The organism is Streptomyces sp. NPDC031132 (assembly GCF_055570595.1).
Genome location: NZ_JBVIGX010000013.1, coordinates 150,962 through 171,774, shown reverse-complemented (window position 1 = coordinate 171,774; position 20,813 = coordinate 150,962). Strand labels below are relative to the sequence as shown.

The following is a 20,813-nucleotide window of genomic DNA, read 5'->3' as shown; positions in this document are numbered from 1 at the left end:
GGACCAGCCACATGGCCATCGCCGATGACCTGAAGAAGACCCTCACCGACCCGACTCCGCTCTACTTCGCCGCCGGCACCGCCGACCTCGCGGTGCAGCAGGCGAAGAAGGTGCCCGGCCTCATCGAGCAGCTGCGCGCCGAGGCACCCGCACGCATCGAGGCCGTGAAGAACACCGACCCGAAGATCGTGCAGGAGAAGGCCCGGGAGGCGCAGGAGGCGGTCACCGCCAAGTTCGCCGAGGTGCTCACCGCGATCGACCCGAAGAAGCTCGGGGAGACCGCGCAGGACCTGGCGCTGCGCGGGGTCGGCGTGGCCGCCGAGTACGCGGTGCGCGCCAAGGAGACGTACGACAAGGTCGCCGAGCACGGCGAGCAGGCCGTGCGGACCTGGCGCGGCGAGGTCTCCGAGGAGATCGTCGACATCGCGGTCGCCGTCGAGCCGAAGCACGAGCAGCCGGCGGAAGCGCCCGCCGACGCCTCCGCCGAGGCCGCGGGCTCCGACGAGGAGAAGCCCTCCGCCCGCAAGCCCGCGGCGCGCAGGAACAACACGAAGAAGGCCGCCGCCATGGCGGGCGACGAGAGCTGAATCGCGGACCGGAAGCGGATTCCGTGACGGCGGGCCGGGCACCAACGGGGTGTCCGGCCCGTTGTTCTCTGCGAAGGCCGCTCTGCCGGTAGCGTGGAGGAAGGCGGCATCAGGCGGGCGAAGCGTGAGAAGGCGGTCGAAGCGATGTTGATGAACGGGTTCGATAACGGCGTGCTCCCGTTGCTCGGGTTCGCCATGCTGGCGCTCGCCGTCGTGGCCCTCGTCTTCGCGGTGCTGGCGCGCGAGGACGCGTACCGCGCCGCCGACAAGCAGACCAAGACGTTCTGGCTGGTCATCCTCGGGGTCACCGTGCTGGTGGACTTCTTCCTGGGGATGCTGTTCCTGCAGATCGCCGGCCTCGTGGCCACCATCGTCTTCTTCGTCGACGTACGCCCGGCCCTCAAGCAGGTCTCGGGCGGCGGCGGCCGGCGCAAGGGCGGCAGCAGCAGCGACGGCCCGTACGGCCCGTACAACGGCGGGCGCTGACGCCTCGCCGCCGAGGCCCTCGGCCGATCGCTGACCCTCGGCCGATCGCCGGCTCTCGTCCGACCCCGCGGCCTGCCCTCCTTGTCAGCCCTCCGCGCGGGAGAGCAGGACCACGGCCACGTCGTCGGTGAGCTCGCCGCCGTTGAGGCGCCTGGCCTCGGTGACGGAGGCCTCCAGCAGGCCCTCGCCGCTCAGGCCCTCGCCCAGGTGCCGGTTGATCATCTCGACCATGCCGTCCTGCCCGAGCCGCTCCTTGCCCTCGCCGATGCGGCCCTCGATCAGGCCGTCGGTGTAGAGCATCAGGCTCCAGGTGCCGCCCAGCTCGACCTGGCGGCGGGGCCAGCGGGCCTTGGGCAGCAGGCCGAGCGCCGGCCCGCTGTTCTCGTACGGGAGCAGCTGCGCGCGGCGGCCCGGCCGGGATATCAGCGGCGCCGGATGGCCGGCCAGGCACAGGCCCGCGCGGCGGCCGTCGGGGGAGATGTCCACCGTGCACAGCGTCGCGAAGATCTCCTCGCAGGGGCGCTCCACCTCCAGGACCTCCTGGAGGGTGGCCAGCAGGTCGTCGCCGCACAGCCCGGCCAGGGTCAGGGCGCGCCAGGCGATGCGCAGCTCGACGCCGAGGGCGGCCTCGTCGGGGCCGTGGCCGCAGACGTCGCCGATCATCGCGTGGACGGTGCCGTCGGGGGTGCGGACGGTGTCGTAGAAGTCCCCGCCGAGGAGGGCGCGGCTGCGGCCGGGGCGGTAGCGGGCGGCGAAGCGCAGGTCCGAGCCCTCCAGGAGGGGGTTGGGGAGCAGGCCGCGCTCGAGGCGGGCGTTCTCCTGGGCCCGAAGTTTCGATTCTGCAAGCTTGTACTGGGCGATGTCCGCCCGCTTTCTCTCCACGGCGTAGCGGATCGCCCGGCTGAGGAGGCGGCCGTCCAGCTCGTCGCGGAAGAGGAAGTCCTGCGCCCCGACCCGGACGGCCTCGGCGGCGCGCTCGGCGTCGGCCTCGGCGGTGAGGACGAGGACGGCGTGGCCGGGTGCGATCCGGAGCACCTCGCGGAGGGTGGCCAGCTGGTCGACGACCGCGGTACCGGAGCCGGCGCCGGCGGTGGAACCCGTCCCGGGGAGGGCGAGGTCCAGCAGGATGCAGTGCACGTCGTGGGTGAGCAGGCGTGCGGCCTCGGTGAGGTTGCGGGCGGTGCGGAGCCGGATGCGGTGCCGGTCGGCGTCGAGGATCTCGGGCACGGTGAGCCCGCCCGCAGGGTCGTCCTCGATCACCAGCAGGGTCAGGGACGCCTGGGGTGCGGTGGCGTGCGGGGCTGCGGGCAGCTGAGCGGCCAGGACCGCCTGGGCGGCCTGCGCGCTCTCCGAGGCGGGGGTCTCCCTCTGCCGCGGTACGGGTACGGCCATCGTCTCCGGTTCCTTCCCTCCCCCCGAGGGTGCGTCCGGCAGACCCTAGCGGTCGGTGGCCGCAGAACGGAATGGCGTTCCGGGCCAGGGCCACTGTCATATGCCGTTATCGCGGGGGAATGCGCCTCACTGACTGACCACTGAATGACCAACGTCACGACGTAGGCCGTCGTCGTCCCGCCTGGCGAGACGCCCGGAACCCCCCGCGGGTTCCCTCCGCCACGGCCCTTTCCCCCGCGGCTCCCGCCGGCCGCAGGCCCGGGCCGCAGACCGGCTGCGCTTACGCGTCCGGGCGGACCACTGCCTTGATCGGCATCGAGCCCGCGCCCGTCAGGGTGACGTTGCGGCCCGGGCGGGGAGCGTGGACGATCGCGCCGTCGCCCACGTACATCCCGACATGGCTGGCGTCGTCGAAGTAGATGATCAGGTCACCCGGCCGCATGTCCTTGATCGCGACCTTCGGCAGCAGCCGCAGCTGCTCCTGCGAAGTGCGCGGGATGCCCTTGCCCGCCGCGCGCCAGGCCTGCGAGGTGAGCCCGGAGCAGTCGAACGAGTCCGGTCCCTCGGCGCCCCACACGTACGGCTTGCCCATCTGCGCCGTGGCGTACTGGATCGCCTTCTTCCCCGACTCCGACGCCGAGCTGTTGATCTCCTTCAGCACGCCCGTCGACAGCCATGCCGACTGCGCCTTGTACTGCGCCTCCTGCTCGAGCTGGATCAGCCGGGCCTTCTCCTCGGCCTGCAGCTTGCTCTCCAGCGCCTCCGCAGACTTGATCTTCTCCTCGATCTGCTTCTTCGAGCTCTCCTGCTTGATCCGGTTGGCCTCGAGCTTCTCCCACTGCGCGCTCGCGTCCTTCGCGTACTGCTGCAAGTCGCTCTGCGTGCGGTTCATTTCGGACATCAGGTCCGTGGCGGCCTTCTCGCCCCGGCGGATCCGGTCCGCACCGTCGAGGAACTGGCTCGGGGTGCCGCTCAGCGCCAGCTGCGCGCCGGCCGGCATCCCGCCCGAGCGGTACTGGGCGCGCGCGGCGGCTCCCGCGCGGTTCTTCAGGGCCGTGATCCGGTCCTGACCCGCCGCCACCTGCTTCGCGATCTCGACGATCTTGGCGGACTGGGCCTTGGCCTCGCTCTCGGCGAGGTTGTACGCGTCCGTCGCCGTGCCCGCCTGGCGGTACAGCTCGTCGATCTCCTTGCGCACCTGCTCGAGGGACTTGACACCCGGCTCCGGCAGCGGCGCCGCCTGCGCCACACCGCTCGTGCCCGCCACGGCGAGCAGCGCCGTCGCACACAGCAGCGTGAGAGCGGACACACCGCTGCGCCGCCTACGCTCCACGGTCCCCATGGTCCCCCCAAGGTGCCCCGAGTCCGACCCGACGTCAGATCCGCACCGGATCCGACATCACATCTGACTATCCATCAGTAACTTTGCACTGCCTTCGGGATGGTGCCACGAGTCGGTGAATTCCAACACCCTCGCAGGCGCCGTCCCGATCTTCCCCAGTCCCCCACACGCATCCCGACGGCTCAACGGGCCACCCCGGTAACCGGTTCCCCGCTGCGCCACATTCACCCCGCCGGGCGCAACGCCTCCCAGCGCACCGTCAGTTCCCCCTGCCGCCACCGCCCCGGCCCGTCCGCCAGCGGCCAGTCGGCGGCCAGCGCCCGCGCCGTCCGGATCCAGCGCTGCCGCGCCCCGTACGAGGCGTAGGGGGCGGCCGCCGCCCACGCCCGGTCGAAGTCGCGCAGGAACGCATGCACCGGCTCGCCCGGCACATTGCGGTGGATGAGCGCCTTCGGCAGCCGCTCCGCCAGGTCCGAAGGGCGCTCGAGGGAGCCCAGCCGGGTTGCGAACGTCACCGTGCGCGCCCCTTCGGGCCCCAGTGCAACCCACACATGGCGGCGCCCGATCTCGTCACAGGTCCCCTCGACGAGCAGCCCGTCCGGAGCCAGGCGTGCGCACAGCCGCTCCCACACCGCCGCGACCTGCTCCTCGTCGTACTGGCGCAGTACGTTCGCCGCGCGGATCAGCGCCGGCCGGGCCCCGCCCTCCAGCGGCACTTCGAACCCGCCGTGGCGGAAGCTGAGCCCCTCGCGCTCGTACGGCTTCGCCGCCGCGACCCGCGCCGGCTCGATCTCGATGCCGACGACCCGCACCCGCGGCGCCGCCTCCCGCAGCCGGGCCAGCAGCTCCACCGCCGTCCACGGCGCGGCGCCGTAGCCGAGGTCGACGGCGACCGGCGCCTGCGCGCGACGCAGCACCGCCCCGTGCGTGGCCGCGATCCAGCGGTCCATCCGGCGCAGCCGGTTCGGGTTCGTCGTCCCGCGGGTCACCGTGCCCACAGGGCGGCGCGGCGGCGGGGCGGAGCGGGAGGACATGCGCCGAGCGTAAGCGGAGGGCCCCCGCCGGAGGAAAAAGGGCCCCCGCCGGATGAAAAGAGGGCAGACCGCGCGGCAAACGCCGAGGAAAAAACGCCGGCTCCCGGAATGCGGGACACGGCCGTCCGGGTTGCACTCCTTGGAGGGCGCCCCGCGCGCTCCGTCAGCGCTGCCCTCCCCTGCCCGTCCCGTTCAGCACGCCGCCGTCCGAGCGAGAGGAACTGCTCTCTTGAGCCAGTACGTGTCCCGCCTCGGCGGCCGGATCGCCGCCGCCCGCGGCACCCGCCACGACCCGCCCCGCCTGCGCCTGCCGGCCGTCGGCCACCACCGCAAGCCGCGCCGCGTCGCCATGCTCAGCGTGCACACCTCACCGCTGCACCAGCCCGGCACCGGCGACGCCGGCGGCATGAACGTGTACATCGTGGAGCTCGCCAAGCGCCTCGCCGCGATCAACATCGAGGTCGAGATCTTCACCCGCGCCACCGAGGGCGGCCTCCCGCCCGTGGTCGAGCTGGCCCCCGGAGTCCTCGTACGGCACGTGGACGCGGGCCCGTACGAAGGCCTCGCCAAGGAGGAGCTCCCGGCCCAGCTGTGCGCCTTCACCCACGGCGTCATGCAGGCCTGGGCCGGCCACCGGCCCGGCTACTACGACCTCGTCCACTCCCATTACTGGCTCTCCGGCCACGTGGGCTGGCTCGCCGCCGAGCGCTGGGGCGTCCCCCTCGTCCACGCCATGCACACCATGGCCAAGGTCAAGAACGCCGCGCTGGCCGAGGGCGACACGCCCGAGCCCGCCGCCCGCGTCATCGGCGAGACCCAGATCGTGGCCGCCGCCGACCGCCTCATCGCGAACACCACCGAAGAGGCCGAAGAGCTGGTCCGGCACTACGACGCCGACCCCGGCAAGGTCGCCGTCGTCCACCCCGGCGTGAACCTCGACCGCTTCACCGTCGCCGACGGCCGGGCCGCCGCCCGCGCCCGCCTCGGCCTGCCGCAGGACGCCGTCATCCCGCTCTTCGCCGGCCGGATCCAGCCGCTCAAGGCCCCCGACATCCTGCTGCGCGCGGTCGCCGAGCTCGTCGACCGGGACCCCGCGCTGCGCCGCCGCCTGTTCGTCCCCGTCGTCGGCGGCCCCAGCGGCAGCGGCCTCGCCAAGCCGGAGGGGCTGCAGAAGCTCGCCGCGAAGCTCCGCATCGCCGACCTCGTCCACTTCCACCCGCCGGTCCGCCAAGACGCGCTCGCCGACTGGTTCCGGGCGGCGTCCGTACTGGTCATGCCCTCGTACAGCGAGTCCTTCGGGCTCGTCGCGATCGAGGCCCAGGCCACCGCCACGCCGGTACTGGCCGCCGAGGTCGGCGGGCTGCCGGTCGCCGTCAACGACGGGGTGACGGGGATCCTCGTACCCGGGCACGACCCGGTGGACTACGCACGGGAGCTGCGGCGCTTCGTGGACGACCCGGGGCTCGCGGGCCGGATGGGCGCCGAGGCCGCGCGGCACGCGCAGTTCTTCGGCTGGGACACGGCGGCGAGCGGCACGGCGGACGTGTACACCGCAGCCATGCATGATCACCGCCGTCGCGTACGCTCCCACCATGGCTGACGCTGACACCGCCGACACCGCCGCGATCATCGAGAGCACCCTCGCCGAAGCCGGACTCGCGTGGGAGAGCCCGGAGCCGGGCTCGTACGTGGTCCAGCTCCCCGGCACCCGCAAGCTGAGCACCACCTGCTCGGTCCGGGTCGGCCGGCACTCCCTGTCGGTGAACGCCTTCGTCATCCGGCACCCCGACGAGAACGAGGCGGGCGTCCACCGCTGGCTGCTGGAGCGCAACCTCAAGCTGTACGGGATGGCCTACGCGGTCGACGCCCTCGGCGACGTCTACCTGACGGCCCGGCTCCCGCTCTCCGTGGTCACCCCGCAGGACCTGGACCAGCTGCTCGGCACGGTCCTCGAGGCGGCCGACGGCGCCTTCAACACCCTGCTGGAGCTGGGCTTCGCGAGCGCGATCCGCCGCGAGTACGAATGGCGCGTCTCGCGCGGCGAGCCGACGTACAACCTGGACGCCTTCAAGCACCTGACGCAGCCGTCGTCCTGACCCTTGGGGCCTGTCTTTCGGATCATGCCGTGCTCGCCGGGCCTGGCACGCGCGCTCGCCGTGTCGTCGGGCCCCGCTCCCTGATCCGGCCTGATCCAAAAGACAGGCCCTAGGCGTCGGCGACGGCCGGGGCCGGGACCGCCGGCGCCGCAGCCGATGCCGAGACCACGGACCCGGACTCGTTCCCGGCCAGGTTCCGCATCAGCAGCCAGTAGCCCAGCGCCGCCACCGTGCCCAGCAGCGCCACGGACGCCCAGAGCCAGCCCGCACCCCACCGGTCGATCATGAACCCGGCCATCAGCGGAGCCAGCAGTGAGGCCACCGCCCAGGACATCGTGTACATGCCCTGGTAGCGGCCGCGCCCGTGCAACGGGGAGAGCCGGGCGACCAGGCCCATCTGGGTCGGGGAGTTGATGATCTCGGCCAGCGTCCACACGCAGACGGTCAGCCCCAGGCTCCACACCGACCCGGCGAAGGCCGTCAGCCCGAACCCGTACCCGGCCAGCAGCGCCGAGACCACCAGCAGCTTCTGCGGGTCGCCCGTCTCGATGAACCGGGTGACCGGGAGCTGCAACAGCACGATCAGCACCCCGTTGACGGCGATGACCAGCCCGTAGTCCCCGGCGGAGAAACCGCCCGAGCTCATGGCCAGCGGCAGCCCGAACGAGCCCTGCGTGAAGATCAGCGAGATCAGGAACGACAGCCCGACCACGCCCATGAAGCGCCCGTCGCGCAGCACCGTGCCGAGCCCGATCTCCGGTTCGGCGGCCGCCTTCTCCGCGGCGGTGCGCTCCGGCCGCGACTCCGGCAGCTTCACGAACACGAGCACCGCGCAGACCAGCGTCAGCGCCGCCTCGCCGAGGAACCCGGCCAGGTAGCTGTACTCGGCGATGAAGCCCGCCGCCGTCGCCGAGACGGCGAAGCCCAGGTTGATCGCCCAGTAGTTCAGCGCGAAGGCCCGGACCCGGTCCTCGGGCCGGACGATGTCCGCCATCATCGCCTGCACCGCCGGGCGCGAGGCGTTCGAGGTCATGCCGACCAGCAGCGCCACCGCCGCGATGGCCGCCGGGTGCTCCATGAACCCGAGCAGCGCCACCGAGAACGCCGTCGAGGCCTGAGCCGCCATCAGCGTCGGGCGCCGACCCAGCCGGTCGGTCATCACGCCCGCGACGAGCGAGGAGATCACCCCGCCGAGCCCGTGCAACGCCACCACGAGTCCCGCGAAGGAGGCCGAATAGCCCCGGTCCACGGTCAGGTACAAGGTCAGGAACGTGGCGACGAACGCGCCGAGGCGGTTGACCAGCGTGCTGGTCCACAGCCACCAGAACTCCCGCGGCAGACCCGACACGCTCGCGCGCGCCGCCCGTCTGAGACTGGTAACGGACATACGGAATCCCCCCGGCGATGTAAGTGGCCCTCCTGCTTGCCGCACCCTACGGGTGGGGAGTCTGAGAAGGCCACCGGATTGACGTGCACCGTCAATCGACGACCGTGGACACCGCGCGCGAGCGCCCCCGGGCGTCCATTAGGCTCGTACGCATGGCCGACGCACCGTACAAGCTGATCCTCCTCCGTCACGGCGAGAGCGAGTGGAACGCGAAGAACCTGTTCACCGGCTGGGTGGACGTCAATCTCAACGAGAAGGGCGAGAAGGAGGCAGTCCGCGGTGGCGAACTCCTGAAGGACGCCGACCTCCTCCCCGACGTGGTCCACACGTCCCTCCAGAAGCGCGCGATCCGCACCGCGCAGCTCGCCCTGGAGTCCGCCGACCGCCACTGGATCCCGGTCCACCGCTCGTGGCGCCTGAACGAGCGCCACTACGGTGCGCTCCAGGGCAAGGACAAGGCCCAGACCCTCGCCGAGTTCGGCGAGGAGCAGTTCATGCTGTGGCGCCGCTCGTACGACACCCCGCCGCCGGCCCTCGAGGACGGTACGGAGTTCTCCCAGTCCGAGGACCCGCGCTACGCGACCATCCCCCCGGAGCTGCGCCCGCGCACCGAGTGCCTCAAGGACGTCGTCGTCCGCATGCTCCCGTACTGGTACGACGGCATCGTCCCCGACCTCCTCGCGGGCCGCACGGTCCTGGTGGCCGCGCACGGCAACTCCCTGCGCGCCCTGGTCAAGCACCTGGACGGCATCTCCGACGCCGACATCGCGGGCCTGAACATCCCGACCGGCATCCCGCTCGCCTACGAGCTGGACGCCGAGTTCAAGCCCCTCAACCCGGGCGGCACCTACCTCGACCCGACGGCCGCGGCGGCCGCCATCGAGGCGGTCAAGAACCAGGGCAAGAAGTAACCCTGACGTACGGAAAGGCCCCCACCTGCTGGATTCAGCGGGTGGGGGCCTTCTCGTCGCTCCGGGTGCCGGGGCGGGGCGGCCGGCTCAGCCGCCGCACTGGCAGGGCGCGCCGGACTGGCAGCCGCAGCCGCAGCCCGAGCCGCAGCCGCAGGCCGCGAGCAGCGGGAGGCGGAGGGGCTCCGGCCTCGGCGGCTGCTCGTGGTCCGGGGTGATGGGGACGGGGGAATCGGGCATGGTTCCTCCTCGCAGGCGGCGTACAGGGAGAGTCGTACCGGCCTTCGCCTCATTCATGCCCAGCCGCACCGGCGCGTCAACGGCGCACGGGGGCAGAACGGCTCAGACGCCCTCGACCTGCGTCGGCGGCTGCAGCTCGTCCGCGTGCTCGCCCGTCACCAGGTAGACCACGCGCTTGGCCACCGACACCGCGTGGTCCGCGAAGCGCTCGTAGTAGCGGCCCAGCAGGGTCACGTCGACCGCGGTCTCGATGCCGTGCTTCCAGCGGTCGTCCATCAGGTGCTGGAACAGCGTGCGGTGCAGCTGGTCCATCTCGTCGTCGTCCTGCTCCAGCTGGAGCGCCAGGTCGACGTCCTTCGTGATGATGACCTCGGCCGCCTTCGCCATCAGGCGCTGCGCCAGCTGCCCCATCTCCAGGATGGTCGCGTGCAGGTCGCGCGGCACCGCCGTGTCCGGGAAGCGCAGCCGGGCCAGCTTCGCCACGTGCTGGGCCAGGTCGCCCGAGCGCTCCAGGTCGGCGGACATGCGCAGCGAGGTCACCACGATGCGCAGGTCGGTGGCGACGGGCTGCTGGCGCGCCAGCAGCGCGATGGCACGGGCCTCCAGGTCGTGCTGGAGGTCGTCGACCTTCTGGTCGGCGGCGATCACGCTCTCGGCGAGCTTCAGGTCGGCGTCGAGCATGGAGGTCGTGGCCCGCCCGATCGCGGAACCGACGAGCCGCGCCATCTCGACCAGGCCTTCTCCGATCGAGTCCAGTTCCTCGTGGTACGCGTCACGCATGGGTGTCCCTCTCTTGCCTACTGCCTCTTGCCCCACGGGCCGGGCCGGGGCCGCCTCGTGCCCCCACGTTGACACGTTGGGCCGCAAACGCGTCCGACTTCGGCACCCCAAGTGAATCAACCCCGTCGCCACGGTGAACTCTGGGCGACGACTGTTCGAGGTGCCACCCGAACGGCTGTGGAAGTGTCGTTGCGCCTGCTTAACCTGGATGCATGGACGTGAACGCGGCGGTCGCCGCAGCTGCAGCGATCGCCGGTCTTTGCACCGGTGTGATCGCGATGCTGGCGTTCCGCTGGAGCGAGCGCGACCATGCCCGCCCCACCCGGAGCTCCATGCGCCCCGACATCAACGCGGTGCTCCCGCCCGGCGTGGACACCGTCCTCTCCGTGCTCCGCTCCTCCGCCGTCGTACTCGACGAGGGGGACGCGGTCGTCAAGGCCTCGTCCGCCGCTTACGCCCTCGGGCTCGTACGCGGCGGCAAACTGGCCGTCGAACCCATGCTCCACATGGCCCGCGACACCCGCCGCGACGGGGAGATACGCCAGGTCGAGCTCGACCTGCCCCGGCGCGGCACCGGCCGCGGCGAGGGCCTCGCGGTCTCGGCGCGCGTCGCCCCCCTCGGCTCCCGCCTCGTCCTGCTCCTGGTCGAGGACCTCACCGAGGCACGCCGCATCGAGGCCGTACGGCGCGACTTCGTCGCGAACGTGTCGCACGAGCTGAAAACGCCGGTCGGGGCCATCTCCCTGCTGTCCGAGGCCGTCATGGACGCCGCGGACGACCCCGAGGCGGTCAGCCGCTTCGCCGGCCGCATGCAGATCGAGGCCACCCGCCTGATCAACCTCGTGCAGGAGCTCATCGACCTCTCCCGGGTACAGAACGACGACCCGCTCGAGGACGCGGAGCCCGTACGCGTGGACACGCTCGTGGCCGAGGCCATCGACCGCTGCCGCCACACGGCATCCTCCAAGCAGATCACCATGGCCGCGGGCGGCACCGCCGACCTGCGCGTCTGGGGCAACCGCGGCCAGCTCGCGGCAGCCCTCGGGAACCTGGTCGAGAACGCCGTCAACTACAGCCCCGCCCGCACCCGCGTCGGCATAGCCGGACGCAGGGTCGCGGCACCCGGGGGAGACTTGATCGAGATCGCCGTGACCGACCAGGGCATCGGCATCCCGGAAAAGGACCGCGAGCGCATCTTCGAGCGCTTCTACCGCGTGGACCCGGCCCGCTCCCGCGCCACGGGAGGAACCGGCCTCGGCCTTGCGATCGTGAAGCACGTAGCGGCCTCACACGGCGGGGAGGTGTCTGTATGGAGCTCGGAGGGTCAGGGCTCCACGTTCACCCTGCGCCTGCCGGAAGCAGCCGCTCCGGCTCCCGCGTCCCCGGCCGGCCCGGCCGCGGATCCCGCCCCCGCACCCAGCCACCCCACCTCTGCCTGAACCACGCTCCCCAAAGAACCACGCCAGCCATTCCTGCCCCGGAGGTCCTTCCGTGACCCGAGTGCTCGTCGTCGAGGATGAGGAATCCTTCAGCGACGCCCTGTCCTACATGCTCCGCAAGGAAGGCTTCGAGGTCGCCATCGCCGCGACCGGGCCCGACGGGCTCGACGAGTTCGAGCGCAACGGCGCCGACCTCGTCCTCCTCGACCTGATGCTCCCCGGCCTGCCCGGCACGGAGGTCTGCCGGCAGCTGCGCGGCCGCTCCAACGTCCCCGTCATCATGGTGACGGCCAAGGACAGCGAGATCGACAAGGTCGTCGGGCTGGAGATAGGAGCCGACGACTACGTCACCAAGCCCTTCTCCTCGCGGGAGCTGGTCGCCCGCATCCGCGCGGTCCTGCGCCGCCGCGGTGAGCCGGAGGAGGTCACCCCGGCCGCGCTGGAGGCCGGCCCCGTACGGATGGACGTCGACCGCCACGTGGTCACCGTCGCCGGAGCCAAGGTGGACCTCCCCCTGAAGGAGTTCGACCTGCTCGAGATGCTGCTGCGCAACGCGGGCCGCGTACTGACCCGCATGCAGCTGATCGACCGGGTCTGGGGCGCGGACTACGTCGGCGACACCAAGACCCTGGACGTCCACGTCAAGCGCCTCCGCGCCAAGATCGAGCCCGACCCGGGCGCGCCGCGCTACCTGGTCACGGTCCGCGGCCTGGGCTACAAGTTCGAGCCGTAAGCCGTAGCCTCCGGCGGTTGCGGGGGCCCTGGCCGGCCGTGGCCGTGGCCGGTCGGAGGCCGGCACAGCGTCCCGAAGCCCGGGAGGCCCCTGGGGCCGACCGGTGTGAGGGGCGCACGGGGGATGGGGCTCGAGCCCGACCCGGGCGCGCCGCGCTACCTGGTCACGGTCCGCGGTCTGGGGTACAAGTTCGAGCCGTAAGGCGTAGCCTCCGGCGGTTGCGGGGGCCCTGGCCGGCCGTCGCCGGGGCCGGTCGGAGGCCGGCGCAGCGTCCCGAAGCCCGGGAGGCCCCTGGGGCCGACCGGTGTGAGGGGCGCACGGGGGATGGGGTTCGAGCCCGACCCGGGCGCGCCGCGCTACCTGGTCACGGTCCGCGGCCTGGGGTACAAGTTTGAGCCGTAAGCCGTAGCCTCCGGCGGTTGCGGGGGCCCTGGCCGGCCGTGGCCGGTCGGAGGCCGGCGCAGCGTCCCGAAGCCCGGGAGGCCCCTGGGGCAGGCTCCGCAGTCGTATACGAAAGGGCCCCCTCCGCCGGAGCGGAGGGGGCCCTTTCGTACGGGGTGCTACCGGTTCAGTGGCCGGCGCTGTGCGAGGGGGAACCCGACGGCGAACCCGAGGCCGCGCCCGACGGGGTGCCCGAAGCGGCGCCCGACGGGGCCGTGGCCGGGGAGCCGGACGGGCTGCCCGACGGCGTGCCCGAGGGGCTGCCCGACGGGGCGGAGCCGGGGGCCGCGGCCGGGGCCTCGGTCGGGCCGAAGCCCGCGTACATGCCGGTGCCCGGGACGACGAACGCGTCGAGCTCCACGTCGCCCGTCTTGCTCAGCTGGAAGACGACCTTCTGCGCGTTGCCGTTCTGCACGGCCTCGCCGCCCTCGACCACGGCGGAGGCGTTGCCCTTGCCGCCGATGACCACGGAGCCGCCGGCCGGCACGGTCACCTTGCCGGCTGCGCCCTCGGCGCCCTTCAGGACGACCTTGGACTTGCCACCCGGGAGGGTGATGGCGTCGAGGGTCTGCGGCTTGTCGCCGGAGTTGAAGACCGTCGCGGAGACCGCGGCCGGGCCCTTCTTGCCCTTCTCGCCCTGAGTGATCACCAGCGCGTTCTGGATCTTGATTTCGCCCTTGGTGACGGCGGCGTTGTCCGGCTTGATCTGGAGCGTCTCCGCGTTGTTGCCTGCACCGCAAGCGGCCAGCGAGGCGATCGAGAACACGACGGCGGTGGCGGCGAGGGCGCCGCGTCGAAGGCTGCGGCTCACGGCGGCGGCAACTCCTTGGACGTACGGAACGGAAGGGTGGGCAGTCTCAGAGCGGCCGAGGTAAAGCCGTCCTAAGGGTGTGTCAGCGCGCTTAGGTTACCGAGCCGCCGCCCCGCCCCCGCACCCGACCCTCCGCAGCGCACGGGCCGCCCTGCACCGGCCCCGCGATCTTCCTTTCCGCAGGCCCTTCCGTCGAGCCTTGCTCCCGCCCTTCCGGCCGCCCTTCCGTCCCGCACTTCCCGCGCCGTTCATCTGCCGATCATGTGCCGCCCGCATATCGCCCTCCGGACCTGCCGTGATCAATTCCGGGATTCCTTCGAACGGCCGTCGGTGATCAATTCCGGATTGGGCCGGAACCGCTCCGTACGGGTGGTCGCCAGTCGAACGGAGTAGTTCGGTTTCCCGGCTTCGAAACCGGCAAAACGGGACGTACGTCACAGGGACGCGATCACCACCCGGGTGTAACGTGGCCGTTTCGCCCGGTCCGCACAGCGCCTCCGACCTGCGAATACCCCCCTCCGGAAGCCCTTCGCAGCACGTTCGTGTCGCTGTTGTCAAGCCCCGAGATGTGCCCTGACCTGCGAAAACGCCATTCATAACAGTCAGTTCTCGTGTTACCCTGGATAGCCACGGAAGGGGTACCTGTCACATGACGTTCAAGGTTGGCGACACCGTGGTCTATCCCCATCACGGGGCCGCGCTGATCGAGGCCATCGAAACTCGCCAGATCAAAGGCGTGGACAAGACCTACTTGGTGCTCAAGGTCGCCCAGGGCGACCTGACGGTTCGTGTGCCTGCGGACAATGCGGAGTTCGTCGGCGTTCGCGACGTAGTCGGCCAGGACGGGCTGGACCGGGTCTTCGAGGTGCTGCGTGCACCGTATGCCGAAGAGCCGACGAACTGGTCCCGGCGCTACAAGGCAAATTTGGAGAAGCTCGCTTCTGGCGATGTCATCAAGGTCGCCGAAGTGGTGCGTGACCTGTGGCGTCGTGAGCGTGAGCGCGGGCTTTCCGCGGGCGAGAAGCGCATGCTCGCGAAGGCGCGCCAGATCCTGGTGAGCGAGCTCGCGCTCGCCGAGAACACCAACGAGGACAAGGCGGAAGCCCTCCTCGACGAGGTTCTCGCGTCCTGACGCGGCGTGCCGCCCAGGAAAACAGCGTTCACACGGTTGTGCCGCGGTGCCCGATGACACGCCCTCTCCTCCACGAGAGGGCTGTTGCCGGGCGCTGCGGCATGTCTGCACCCACATCTTTTTCCACCGGCTTTTTTCCACCGGCGTGCCGGGTCCGGACAGCCTGCTCGACCGGTCGTCACGGAAGGGGCGAGGGCGTCGCACCCGGCACCCTTCAGGCCATACCCACGTCGGCCGAAGTCACAAACCTGGCTCGGAGCTACTGATGTCTGACGAAACGCGCCCCCACCGCACCGCCGCGGTGATCCCGGCCGCCGGCCGCGGGGTACGCCTCGGCCCCGGCGCCCCCAAAGCCCTGCGGGCCCTGGGCGGCACCCCCATGCTCATCCACGCCGTCCGCGCGATGGCCCGCTCCCGGGCCGTCTCCCTCGTGGTCGTCGTCGCCCCGTCCGACGGCGCCGCCGAGGTACGCCGGCTCGTCGACGAGCACGCCCTGCCCGACCGGACCGACATCCTGGTCGTCCCCGGCGGCGAAACCCGGCAGGAATCCGTACGCGCCGGCCTCGCCGCGCTCCCCGCGGACGTCACCTCCGTCCTCATCCACGACGCGGCCCGCCCGCTCGTCCCCGTGGACACCGTCGACTCCGTCGTCGAAGCCGTACGCGACGGCTCGCCGGCCGTGGTGCCGGCGCTGCCGCTGGCCGACACCGTCAAGGAGGTCGAGCCCGGCAAGCCCGGCGAGCCCGAGCCGGTCGTCGCCACTCCCGAACGGGCCAGGCTGCGCGCCGTACAGACCCCGCAGGGCTTCGACCTCGCCACCCTCGTCCGCGCGCACGAGACGATCGCCGTCAACGGCGAGGGCGCCACCGACGACGCCGGAATGGTGGAACAGCTCGGCATCACCGTCATGGTGGTCCCCGGCCACGAAGAGGCCTTCAAGGTCACCCGCCCGCTCGACCTGGTCCTCGCCGAGGCCGTACTCGCCCGCAGGAGGGCCACCGATGCGTACTAGCTCCGCAGGTTCTGAGGAGTCCGCCGGGGCCGCCGCCGGCCCCGTCATGCCGCTCGTCGGCATCGGGACCGACGTGCACGCCTTCGAGGCCGGACGCGAGCTGTGGTGCGCCGGGCTGCTCTGGGAGGGCGAGGACGGCCTCGCCGGGCACTCCGACGGCGACGTCGCCGCCCACGCAGCCTGCGACGCCCTCTTCTCCGCCGCCGGCGTCGGCGACCTCGGCGCGCACTTCGGCACCTCCCGCCCCGAGTGGTCCGGCGCCGCCGGAGTCACCCTCCTGGCGGAAGCCGCCCGCATCGTCCGCGCCGAGGGTTTCGAGATCGGCAACATCGCCATCCAGGTGATCGGCGTACGCCCGAAGATCGGCAAACGGCGCGAAGAAGCGCAGAAGGCGCTCGCGGCAGCCGCCGGCGCCCCCGTCTCCGTCTCCGGCACCACCACCGACGGTCTCGGCCTCACCGGCCGGGCCGAGGGCCTCGCCGCCATCGCCACCGCACTGGTGTACCGGACGAGCCCCGCCTAGCCCGTCCGTACGCGGCCCCCGACGACACCGCTTGGGCAACAAAGCGCCCCCGCGCCCATAAAGGGTCGCGGGGCACTGCCGCACGCCCACTACCCTGGATGCCGTGACTATTCGCCTGTACGACACCAGCGCCCGGCAGATCCGCGACTTCACCCCGCTCGTCCCGGGCTGCGTCTCGATCTACCTCTGTGGCGCCACCGTCCAGGCGGCCCCGCACATCGGGCACATCAGGTCGGGCCTCAACTTCGACATGATGCGCCGCTGGTTCACGTACCGGGGCTACGACGTCACCTTCATCCGCAACGTCACGGACATCGACGACAAGATCATCGCGAAGTCCGCCGAGCAGGGCCGCCCCTGGTGGTCCATCGGCTACGACAACGAGCGGGCCTTCGACGACGGCTACACCGCCCTCGGCTGCCTCCCGCCCACCTACGAGCCGCGCGCAACCGGGCACGTCACCGAGATGGTCGAGATGATGCGCGGCCTCATCGAGCGCGGCCACGCCTACGAGTCCGACGGCAACGTCTACTTCGACGTGCGCTCGTACCCCGGCTACCTCGCGCTCTCCAACCAGGAGCTCGACAACCTGCAGCAGCCCTCCGGCGCGGGCGAGACCGGCAAGCGCGACCCCCGCGACTTCGCCATGTGGAAGTCCGCCAAGCCCGGCGAGCCCTCGTGGGAGACCCCGTGGGGCCGCGGCCGCCCCGGCTGGCACCTCGAGTGCTCCGCCATGGCGCACAAGTACCTCGGCGAGGCCTTCGACATCCACGGCGGCGGCCTGGACCTGATCTTCCCGCACCACGAGAACGAGATCGCCCAGGCCAAGGCCTTCGGCGACGAGTTCGCGAAGTACTGGGTCCACAACGCCTGGGTCACCATGTCCGGCGAGAAGATGTCCAAGTCCCTCGGCAACTCGGTGCTCGTCTCCGAGATGGTCAAGAACTGGCGCCCCATCGTCCTGCGCTACTACCTCGGCACCCCGCACTACCGCTCGATGATCGAGTACAGCGAGGAAGCGCTGCGCGAGGCCGAGTCCGCGTTCGCGCGCATCGAGGGCTTCTACCAGCGCGTCATCGAGAAGGCCGGAAAGACCGTCGACCCGGCTCCCGAGGTCCCGCTCGCCTTCGCCGAGGCCATGGACGACGACCTGGGCGTCCCACAGGCGCTCGCCATCGTCCACACCACGGTCCGCCAGGGCAACAGCGCCCTCGCCGCCGACGACAAGGACGCCGCGATCGCCCGGCTGTCCGAAGTACGGGCCATGCTCGGCGTGCTCGGCCTCGACCCGCTCGACCCGCACTGGGCCGAGGAGAACGACCGCGGCGAGGACCTCCACGGCGCCGTCGACACCCTCGTACGCCTCGTCCTCGAGCAGCGCGAGTCCGCCCGGGCCCGCAAGGACTGGGCGACCGCCGACGCCATCCGCGACCAGCTCCAGCAGTCCGGCCTCGTCATCGAGGACAGCCCGGCAGGCCCGCGCTGGACGCTCGGCCCGCGCTGAGCGCCCGGCCCGCCCCGAGCCCGGGCAGCCGAGCTTGGTGGCCGCCCGGCGCTCCGGGCGGCACACTCTTCATACGTACATATCGCAGCACCAACGAAAACAGGTAGAGGTCATGGCCGGGAACAGCCAGCGCAGGAACCGCCGCACGTCCAACAAGAAGGGCGCCACGGTCGGCAGCGGTGGCCAGCGGCGCAAGGGCCTGGAAGGCAAGGGCCCCACGCCCAAGGCCGAGGACCGCAAGAAGCACAAGGCGAACCGCATCAGCAACGCCATGGCCCGCCAGGCCGCCAAGCGCCGTCCGGCCCCGCGCCGCGGAGGCCCCAAGGGCACCAGCGAGATGGTCGTCGGCCGCAACCCGGTCTTCGAGGCGCTGCGCGACGGCGTCCCGGCCACCACCCTCTACGTCCAGCAGTTCATCGACAACGACGAGCGCGTCCGCGAGGCCCTCCAGCTCGCGGGCGAGCGCGGCAACATCAACCTGATGGAAGCCCCGCGCCCCGAGCTCGACCGCATGACCAACGGGCTCAACCACCAGGGCCTGGTCCTCCAGGTCCCGCCGTACGAGTACGCGCACCCGGAGGACCTCACCTCCGCCGCGTACGACGAGGGCGACGACCCGCTGATCGTCGCCCTCGACGGGGTCACCGACCCCCGCAACCTCGGCGCGATCGTCCGCTCCGTCTCCGCCTTCGGCGGCCACGGCGTGGTCATCCCCGAGCGCCGCGCGGCCGGTATGACCGCCGGCGCCTGGAAGAGCTCGGCCGGCACCGCCGCCCGCACCCCGGTCTCCCGCGTCACCAACCTCACCCGCGCCCTCCAGGACTTCAAGAAGGCCGGCATCGCCATCGTCGGCCTCGCCGCCGAGGGCACGCACGAGGTGCAGGACCTGGAGGCGCTCGGCGGTCCCGTCGTCATCGTCGTCGGCTCCGAGGGCAAGGGCCTCGGCCGGCTCGTCGGCGAGAACTGCGACTACCTCGTCCGCATCCCGATGCCGGGCGGCGCCGAGTCCCTGAACGCCGGTGTCGCCGCGGGCGTCGTGCTCTACGAGGCGGCCCGCCGCCGGGCCACCCGCGGCCGCGTCTGACCCCCGGGCGGCCCCGCCGCCTTGATCCACTTGGCTCATGGAACGTGACCCGTGAGCGTGCCACCCCGCCCCTTTCGGGCGGGGTGGCTTGATCTTGACGGGCCTCGGACACATCCCTCCCGTCAAGGCAGTGTCCTAACCACTGATCACTCGGTTAGATGAGTGTGGACACCAGAACGTCAGGGTTCGACGACCAGCCCGCGCTGAGCATGGTCAAGGTGCCGTGCGATCCCGCACAGGTCATCGTCAACCACGCCAGCTTCCGCGTGCGGCTCGCACCGAGCCCGAGCGCGCGTTCCAAGCCCGCGAACGCCCCCGGCCGCGTGCCCGTCCTCGGCGGCGCCGTGGTCGCCGCCGCCGGTGCCGGCCGCCGCCGGGCCCCCGTCGTCTGGAGCGGCAGATCCGCCCCCGGCGACACCGCCGCGATGGGCGGACTCATCCAGGCCGTGCGCGAACACGGGCGTGGACACGGCGGCTACGACGACGGCGATGCGGGCGCGACCCAGACCATCCCCCGGATCGACCTCGCCCACGACCTCGCCGAGGACACCCTCGCCACGCCGACCGTCATCGGCCAGCGCACCTACGGATCCCCGGACGAGACCCGCCCGCTGACCCCCGTACGCGACCTCCCCCACGACGCCCGGTACGCGGGCGGCGGCCCCTACGACCGCTACGACGGCCACGGCGGCCACGACGGCGGCCCCGGCACCGACTCCCGCCGGGCCTCCCCCGACACGCGCGGGCAGGCCTCGTACTACCCCGGCCGCCGCATGAACCTCGGCGTCGTCCTCCTCCCGCTGCGCGTCTTCCTCGGCTTCATCTGCATCTACGCCGGCATGGGCAAGCTGTGCGACCCCGTCTACTTCGACGGCGGCGAACGCGGCTCCATGGTCACCTGGCTCCGCACCCTCCACCCCTGGGCACTCGCCGAACCCCTGCGCGACTTCGCCCTCGCCCACCCCGTCGGGGCCGGGCTCAGCGTCGCCTTCCTCCAGGTCATCGTCGGCGTCCTGACCGTCCTCGGCCTGTGGCAGCGGTTCGCCGCCTGCATCGGCGCCCTGCTGTCCGCCGCACTCCTCATGACGGTGAGCTGGAAGACCGTCCCCGCCTACGACGCCCCCGACATCATCTACCTCGCCGCCTGGAGCCCGCTGATCATCGCCGGCGCCCCGGTCTACTCCCTCGACGGCCGCCTCGCCGGCGAAGCCTGGCGCACCCTCGGACCCCGCTCCGAGATCTGGCGGCTGCGCCGACGCGTCCTGCGCCGCGGAACCATCATGGCCACCATCGTCTGCGGACTCACCCTGCTCATCGGCTCGCTCCTCGGCGGCGCCGTCCGCTCCACCACCGTGGTCACGGTGCCCGGACCCGGCCAGGCCCCCAGCAACTACCTGCCCGGCTCCCCGCTCCCGCAGGCCCCCACCAAGCAGCAGCAACAGCAGCGGCAGCCCACCGCCCAGCAGCCCTCCAAGCCCGCAGAACCCACCGCCAGCGCCTCGGCGCCCGCCGCCAAGTCCGGGCGGGGCAGCACCGGTTCCACCACCAAGGAGACCGCCGGCACCGGCTCGCAGTCGCCCACCGCCACCCGCGGCTCCGGCAGCGGCCACAGCTCGAGCAGCACGCCCAAGCAGTCCACCCCGAAGCCGCCGTCCTCCACCTCCGGCAGCGGCAGCGGCGGCGGCGACGCGCCGTCCAAGAAGCCCGGCCTGGTCGGCGGCCTCCTCGGCTGACGACGGGACGGGACTGCACTGCACTCCACGAGACGAAGCCGGGGCCGGGGGGCGGCCAAGACAGCCGGCCCCCGCCCACCCACCCCCCCCCAAGCACCCAAAGACACCCCCCCCGGCCACACCCCCCACCAACCCTGGTCGGGGCCTTC

20 protein-coding genes and 1 pseudogene are annotated in these 20,813 nt (G+C 72.0%); 14 read left to right on the top strand and 7 right to left on the bottom strand.

Annotated elements, in window-relative coordinates:
* Positions 1–11 precede the first annotated feature (11 nt).
* Together ACZ49B_RS21290 and ACZ49B_RS21285 are read left to right on the top strand one after the other, a co-directional pair.
* A complete protein-coding gene (locus ACZ49B_RS21290) occupies positions 12–587 on the top strand; it encodes a hypothetical protein (RefSeq protein ID WP_468308094.1) in 576 nt (191 codons plus the stop codon).
* A gap of 144 nt (positions 588–731) precedes the next feature.
* Complete coding sequence (locus ACZ49B_RS21285; RefSeq protein ID WP_030300817.1) at positions 732–1,073, top strand: DUF2516 family protein; 342 nt, start codon at positions 732–734, stop codon at positions 1,071–1,073.
* 84 nt (positions 1,074–1,157) lie between these two features.
* Here the strand turns inward: ACZ49B_RS21285 and ACZ49B_RS21280 are convergent, their stop codons facing one another.
* The 3 genes from ACZ49B_RS21280 to ACZ49B_RS21270 all read right to left on the bottom strand — a co-directional run bounded on the left by ACZ49B_RS21280 (position 1,158) and on the right by ACZ49B_RS21270 (position 4,841).
* On the bottom strand, positions 1,158–2,465 hold the full coding sequence (locus ACZ49B_RS21280) for a PP2C family protein-serine/threonine phosphatase (protein ID WP_468308092.1): 1,308 nt from the start codon (positions 2,463–2,465) through the stop codon (positions 1,158–1,160).
* Between the two features lie 280 nt (positions 2,466–2,745).
* A complete protein-coding gene (locus tag ACZ49B_RS21275; RefSeq protein WP_468308089.1) occupies positions 2,746–3,807 on the bottom strand; it encodes a C40 family peptidase in 1,062 nt (353 codons plus the stop codon).
* 224 nt (positions 3,808–4,031) lie between these two features.
* Positions 4,032–4,841, bottom strand: coding sequence for a class I SAM-dependent methyltransferase (locus ACZ49B_RS21270; RefSeq protein WP_468308087.1), 810 nt, complete (start codon positions 4,839–4,841; stop codon positions 4,032–4,034).
* A 229-nt stretch (positions 4,842–5,070) separates the two neighbouring features.
* Here ACZ49B_RS21270 and mshA point away from each other — a divergent pair, with 229 nt between their 5' ends.
* Positions 5,071–6,441 carry a D-inositol-3-phosphate glycosyltransferase gene (gene mshA, locus ACZ49B_RS21265; protein WP_468308084.1) on the top strand — a complete coding sequence of 457 codons (1,371 nt, stop codon included), beginning with the start codon at positions 5,071–5,073 and terminating at the stop codon, positions 6,439–6,441.
* Positions 6,434–6,937, top strand: coding sequence for a type III secretion system chaperone family protein (locus ACZ49B_RS21260; protein WP_468308082.1), 504 nt, complete (start codon positions 6,434–6,436; stop codon positions 6,935–6,937). Before mshA ends, ACZ49B_RS21260 begins: the two co-directional genes overlap by 8 nt.
* 109 nt (positions 6,938–7,046) lie before the next feature.
* Here the strand turns inward: ACZ49B_RS21260 and ACZ49B_RS21255 are convergent, their stop codons facing one another.
* A complete protein-coding gene (locus ACZ49B_RS21255) occupies positions 7,047–8,324 on the bottom strand; it encodes an MDR family MFS transporter (RefSeq protein WP_468308079.1) in 1,278 nt (425 codons plus the stop codon).
* A gap of 152 nt (positions 8,325–8,476) precedes the next feature.
* Here ACZ49B_RS21255 and ACZ49B_RS21250 point away from each other — a divergent pair, with 152 nt between their 5' ends.
* Complete coding sequence (locus ACZ49B_RS21250) at positions 8,477–9,235, top strand: phosphoglyceromutase (RefSeq protein WP_266628056.1); 759 nt, start codon at positions 8,477–8,479, stop codon at positions 9,233–9,235.
* Positions 9,236–9,322: 87 nt separating this feature from the next.
* Here ACZ49B_RS21250 and ACZ49B_RS21245 read toward each other — a convergent pair whose 3' ends face one another.
* Together ACZ49B_RS21245 and phoU are read right to left on the bottom strand one after the other, a co-directional pair.
* Positions 9,323–9,472 (bottom strand): hypothetical protein, encoded by a 150-nt coding sequence (locus tag ACZ49B_RS21245; RefSeq protein ID WP_363179467.1) that lies wholly within the window; start codon positions 9,470–9,472, stop codon positions 9,323–9,325.
* 102 nt (positions 9,473–9,574) lie between these two features.
* Complete coding sequence (gene phoU / locus ACZ49B_RS21240) at positions 9,575–10,252, bottom strand: phosphate signaling complex protein PhoU (protein WP_112449136.1); 678 nt, start codon at positions 10,250–10,252, stop codon at positions 9,575–9,577.
* A gap of 212 nt (positions 10,253–10,464) precedes the next feature.
* On the opposite strand from phoU, the gene phoR reads away from it, so the two are divergent.
* The 3 genes and pseudogenes from phoR to ACZ49B_RS21225 form a co-directional block, all read left to right on the top strand.
* Positions 10,465–11,691 (top strand): two-component system sensor histidine kinase PhoR, encoded by a 1,227-nt coding sequence (gene phoR, locus ACZ49B_RS21235; protein WP_468308074.1) that lies wholly within the window; start codon positions 10,465–10,467, stop codon positions 11,689–11,691.
* Positions 11,692–11,752: 61 nt separating this feature from the next.
* Positions 11,753–12,424 (top strand): two-component system response regulator PhoP, encoded by a 672-nt coding sequence (gene phoP, locus ACZ49B_RS21230; protein WP_466527820.1) that lies wholly within the window; start codon positions 11,753–11,755, stop codon positions 12,422–12,424.
* A gap of 129 nt (positions 12,425–12,553) precedes the next feature.
* Positions 12,554–12,625: pseudogene (locus ACZ49B_RS21225) on the top strand (DNA-binding response regulator); the annotation flags it as partial.
* Between the two features lie 367 nt (positions 12,626–12,992).
* On the opposite strand, the gene ACZ49B_RS21220 reads toward ACZ49B_RS21225, so the two are convergent.
* Positions 12,993–13,676 (bottom strand): copper chaperone PCu(A)C domain-containing protein, encoded by a 684-nt coding sequence (locus ACZ49B_RS21220; protein WP_468308071.1) that lies wholly within the window; start codon positions 13,674–13,676, stop codon positions 12,993–12,995.
* Between the two features lie 649 nt (positions 13,677–14,325).
* Between ACZ49B_RS21220 and ACZ49B_RS21215 the strand changes: the two genes are divergently transcribed.
* The 6 genes from ACZ49B_RS21215 to ACZ49B_RS21190 all read left to right on the top strand — a co-directional run bounded on the left by ACZ49B_RS21215 (position 14,326) and on the right by ACZ49B_RS21190 (position 20,664).
* On the top strand, positions 14,326–14,808 hold the full coding sequence (locus tag ACZ49B_RS21215; RefSeq protein WP_003953493.1) for a CarD family transcriptional regulator: 483 nt from the start codon (positions 14,326–14,328) through the stop codon (positions 14,806–14,808).
* Between the two features lie 265 nt (positions 14,809–15,073).
* The gene (gene ispD / locus ACZ49B_RS21210; protein ID WP_468308068.1) at positions 15,074–15,820 is read left to right on the top strand and encodes a 2-C-methyl-D-erythritol 4-phosphate cytidylyltransferase; all 747 of its coding nucleotides are present in this window, start codon (positions 15,074–15,076) and stop codon (positions 15,818–15,820) included.
* Complete coding sequence (gene ispF, locus ACZ49B_RS21205; protein ID WP_468308067.1) at positions 15,810–16,343, top strand: 2-C-methyl-D-erythritol 2,4-cyclodiphosphate synthase; 534 nt, start codon at positions 15,810–15,812, stop codon at positions 16,341–16,343. Before ispD ends, ispF begins: the two co-directional genes overlap by 11 nt.
* A gap of 103 nt (positions 16,344–16,446) precedes the next feature.
* The gene (cysS, locus tag ACZ49B_RS21200) at positions 16,447–17,847 is read left to right on the top strand and encodes a cysteine--tRNA ligase (protein WP_468308065.1); all 1,401 of its coding nucleotides are present in this window, start codon (positions 16,447–16,449) and stop codon (positions 17,845–17,847) included.
* A gap of 112 nt (positions 17,848–17,959) precedes the next feature.
* Positions 17,960–18,931, top strand: a complete 972-nt coding sequence (gene rlmB, locus ACZ49B_RS21195; RefSeq protein ID WP_030300786.1) for a 23S rRNA (guanosine(2251)-2'-O)-methyltransferase RlmB — start codon at positions 17,960–17,962, stop codon at positions 18,929–18,931.
* A gap of 158 nt (positions 18,932–19,089) precedes the next feature.
* A complete protein-coding gene (locus tag ACZ49B_RS21190; RefSeq protein ID WP_468308061.1) occupies positions 19,090–20,664 on the top strand; it encodes a DoxX family protein in 1,575 nt (524 codons plus the stop codon).
* Positions 20,665–20,813 lie beyond the last annotated feature (149 nt).